We start from the raw sequence: 3,922 nt of genomic DNA, 5'->3' as shown, positions 1-3,922 counted from the left end.
CCTTGCCACTGCGAGTCAGTAAGGGGTTGATAGCACTCAACCATAATGCGAACCGGAGCCTAGGAACTCCCGACGCAACTTACTGGCTCGTTTTTGTTTACTCCCTAGCCAATTCCCAAACAGGCTCATAGACTTTGCTAGAGAAGATTTTAAAAGGAGAGGCTTTGATATATCGAAAGATTATAGACTTAGATAGAACTTAAACTAAGGATTAGTAAAATCGCAGCTTTGTATTATATCTAGAAGGCATTTATTAGCTATATGAACCGGCTTGATTTCGTCGTGAATATTGGACATTGATTTTTCGCCGTGAAATAGATTATTTCTCAATCTGTGAATAATTGATAATATAGCTTTTATTTTATGCTCTTTGCGACTAGAGGTAGTCAACACCCTTTCTACCAGAAGCTTGACATTTATAAATGCTTTACCAGCTTTCGTGCTAAGCTTTAGCTTCGTGAATTTGCCAGCCCCTTGTTCTTCTACAAAGTAACGATTGTAAAAGTATTTGATATAATAATCTACATCTGAGATATTGATTTTTCCTTGCTCAACCTTGTCAAGCATATCATCTATGTTGTATGATTTTTCATAAAATTTATCCTCATAAATATTCCATAGAATTGTAAATGAGCTGATAGCATCTATGTCATCTTGCTCAATAGGTGCTGATGCTCCGAGTTTGTATTGCAGAGCGGAAAACACATTTTGTGGATTCATAAGAATACCTGTTTGGTGCTGATGAGTAGGCAAGTTACTAAAACGCCCTGACCGACTGCCTTAGATGTTTGAATATATTCTTACCTAAAGTTTTTTCATAAAAACACTAACAAATTTCAACCGAAAGGGCATAGCGGGATTATATAATACTATATAACCATAGGCTAAGAAATTACAAGCCTATAAAACTAATTGTCCCTATAAATGCTTAAAAAACAACCTGTAGACCGTTTTTCAATCTGTATTGATACGCTCAACCTTCGTCTAAACCATACGCTACCGGTTAGCACCGACTTAACCCTACTACTGCCCTCTAACGCACATTACATCTATAAGCAGGGTAACACTACCCTAACCCGGCTAGATGACAACAAGCGCAACAAGAACTATCATTTAAGCTACTCTGTACAAGTGGATGACATAGAGCTAGGCTCTATCGATTTGAAGCCAGTACGCGCCACGTATGCGGCTAATCTAGTACACCTACGCACTGACAACCAGCTATTGTATAGCTCAGAGCTACTGCCTACCATCCGTCAGTTCCTCACAGACTTTCAGCTAGAGCTACACAACTACTCACGACTAGATATAGCTATTGATACCAACGCATATATAATGAAGCGGTTTGATAAGTATTTCTATAAGCCTGACGAATACCACTTACATACCAATAACAGGCAGATACACAAGTTGAACGCATTCGGTAGCATTGAGCGTACTGGGGAAACCAACGCTACTATCTACCTAGCTCAGAACGTCAACGGACGTTCACTAAAGCTCTATAACAAGTCATTAGAGATACACGAAAGCAGTCATAAGGATTATATCAGTGAGTATCACAAGGCTAACGGTGTTAACCCTTTAAAAGAAGTTTGGCGGTTAGAATTGACTATTACTAATGATGCAGTTAAGAAATATGAAAAGACATATCGATTACATACTGATTATAATACTGAGCTAAGCGAATACCACTACAAACGTTTAGAGCCTGCTGAGCAAACCTTGTACTACTTAGATAAAGAGGTATTTCCTTATACGCCTGACTTTGACCGCTTACAGGATGCTCAGCACCTACTAGAACTGTTTAAGCACTTTTCCGGCAACCTAGCAGAGTTCAGAAAGAAGGATAGCAGCAATAAAACGCGCTGCACTCATATGCCGCTGATTTATTTGCCTGACAACATTGCTGAACTAAAACCGAATCAGATATATAGAATAACTAAGAGCAAATACGAAGAAAATAATATGAAAAACACCGTTAAAGTAATATTCGAGCAATTCGCCAAACACCACAAAACTTCATATCTAGAAGTAGCAAAGGAACTAGCCGATGATAACAACTTGACCGAATATTACAATGCGCTATGTGACAAGTATGCATCTGTCATTTCTACCTATAACAATAGCCTAACAAATTACAGCAAACCTAGTGCATTTCTCTTCTAAAATCACTGAAATACAGCAACATAACTCTATTTTATAGAGCATAGCACCTTAGTAAATTTGTAACGAGATTGGGACACCGTTACAGAGGCGCTAGGGTGCTTTGTCTTTGGCATAGGCACAAGAAAAGAGGCAGGAAAGAGGACAACCCAACCTCTTTACCTGCCTCTATAGCTAACCGCCCACTATGCTATGTTATTGGTTAGCCCTTGTTCTGCTTTCTTGCTATTCGCATCTTATTACCGTAAATCATATTATAAAGTCTTACTTCGTCAACCTCAATGTTATCACATTTCGTAGATAATTTACCGAATTTCCGATTGAATAATGATACTATTCTGTTGTCATCGAACCATTCGTCAAGCCCTCTGAGTACAGTCAGAAATGTGTTATATGCCTCTGCATATGATTGGGCTGCCTTGTATTCTTTGCCATACTGTTTGCTCCAATCAATTAAAATGCTGTCGAGGTATTCAACGGGGCTAAGGTTATAGTTTTTCAACAATAAATTTAATGATAGAGTATTTAAGCTATCAATAGCAGAAGCAAAACGTCTGCATTTGTGCTCTAGATTAATAAGGCAAGATTCAATATCCATCATCAATTCATTGCCATCTAGACAAGTATTGTCATATACAAGCTGTTTCTTAGCTTCATCGGTTTTGGCTACTGAGTATTTGAACTTTGTGCTTTCACTTACATTCATCAACTCCATAAATTGACTTACACGTAACTCAAACTCTAGCGACTTAATATCTGTAGATAGTGTGAGCTTATTTGATTGAAGAAGATTTTTAAAAGATTCACAGTTCTCAATGAACTCAGAATGATTTGATATAATATTATCGTAATGTTTTTGGGTAATCATATTTTTTATAGTTTATTTTTTGTCTGCTTCTAGTTGCTGCACGAATGCAGAGATGATTTCACGGTAAATGTCTGCCCGTTGCACGCCTTTTTCTGCTGCTAATGCTTTGATAGTGTTTGCGTAACTAGATGCTAAGCGGAATGTAATAGGCTTCGTTGCAGCGGGGTTGTCTCGCTCTGCTACCATAGCATCAACCTTGTTAAGAATAGCTGAAATATCCATAGTTATTATGCTTTGTTTTATACTGTATATAATTCAGTAAGCACTTCTCTGCTGCAATGTATTATTACAAATTACGCATTGATAATCAGCATTTTCGGTGTATTAGTAAATTAGCTACTCAACTATGCGCACGGCACTGTCTGTATTTGAAAATGTGCATATGCTGCATATTGTGTATGCTTGCGTATGGGTGCAGCCCGTTTTATTGCCGAAATAATTATCGACAAATGATTGATATATCTATTAGTAAATACCTGTTATTGTAATAATCAGCAATAACCTGTTACGGCAAAAATTAAATAGTAATGCTTACGTCTATTTGTTTTCCGGCGGCGATGCTAGCAGCCGACATAACAGATAGCATATCCTTATTTCTTTTGCTATAGTCAACTTCATAAATTCTCTTGCTTCTGCCCTTGTGAAATAATATATTGTAATAGTATCGACCTCTAATTGTTGCTTGTTGGTCGCCGCCAATCCCTTTGAAGTTGTAAGCATCAAAGGTGTAATAGAGTGATTTATAGCAGATTCACAGACAATGTAGCTGCTGGCGCTCCGCGTACGTAAGCGGCTGTATGCAAGCATACTCGATGGATTTGCGTCAGCGCGTGGCGCAGGCGCTGGCCGAGCCGGGCGCCCGGCAGGCCCAAGTGGCCGCGCGCTTTTGCG

Annotated in this window: 4 protein-coding genes; 1 reads left to right on the top strand and 3 read right to left on the bottom strand. The window is 38.6% G+C overall.

The features are described 5' to 3' along the window. Positions 1 to 204 precede the first annotated feature (204 nt). On the bottom strand, positions 205 to 720 hold the full coding sequence (locus B0919_RS25045; protein ID WP_139362383.1) for a hypothetical protein: 516 nt from the start codon (positions 718 to 720) through the stop codon (positions 205 to 207). A 204-nt stretch (positions 721 to 924) separates the two neighbouring features. Here B0919_RS25045 and B0919_RS24450 point away from each other — a divergent pair, with 204 nt between their 5' ends. Then, the gene (locus B0919_RS24450; RefSeq protein WP_139362382.1) at positions 925 to 2,166 is read left to right on the top strand and encodes a hypothetical protein; all 1,242 of its coding nucleotides are present in this window, start codon (positions 925 to 927) and stop codon (positions 2,164 to 2,166) included. 199 nt (positions 2,167 to 2,365) lie between these two features. On the opposite strand, the gene B0919_RS25040 is transcribed toward B0919_RS24450, so the two are convergent. After that, on the bottom strand, positions 2,366 to 3,031 hold the full coding sequence (locus tag B0919_RS25040; RefSeq protein ID WP_139362381.1) for a hypothetical protein: 666 nt from the start codon (positions 3,029 to 3,031) through the stop codon (positions 2,366 to 2,368). Between the two features lie 12 nt (positions 3,032 to 3,043). Beyond that, the gene (locus B0919_RS25035) at positions 3,044 to 3,253 is read right to left on the bottom strand and encodes a hypothetical protein (RefSeq protein WP_139362380.1); all 210 of its coding nucleotides are present in this window, start codon (positions 3,251 to 3,253) and stop codon (positions 3,044 to 3,046) included. Positions 3,254 to 3,922 lie beyond the last annotated feature (669 nt).

It is taken from the genome of Hymenobacter sp. CRA2, from assembly GCF_002007105.1.
Taxonomy (GTDB): domain Bacteria; phylum Bacteroidota; class Bacteroidia; order Cytophagales; family Hymenobacteraceae; genus Solirubrum.
The sequence above is the reverse complement of the archived record's forward strand: the minus strand, read 5'-3'. Positions and strand labels throughout refer to the sequence as shown.

Excerpts from the sequence above, each read along its gene's own strand:
- B0919_RS25045 (WP_139362383.1), bottom strand. The coding sequence starts at position 720 with ATGAATCCACAAAATGTGTTTTCCGCTCTGCAATACAAACTCGGAGCA.
- B0919_RS24450 (WP_139362382.1), top strand. The coding sequence starts at position 925 with ATGCTTAAAAAACAACCTGTAGACCGTTTTTCAATCTGTATTGATACG.
- B0919_RS25040 (WP_139362381.1), bottom strand. The coding sequence starts at position 3,031 with ATGATTACCCAAAAACATTACGATAATATTATATCAAATCATTCTGAG.
- B0919_RS25035 (WP_139362380.1), bottom strand. The coding sequence starts at position 3,253 with ATGGATATTTCAGCTATTCTTAACAAGGTTGATGCTATGGTAGCAGAG.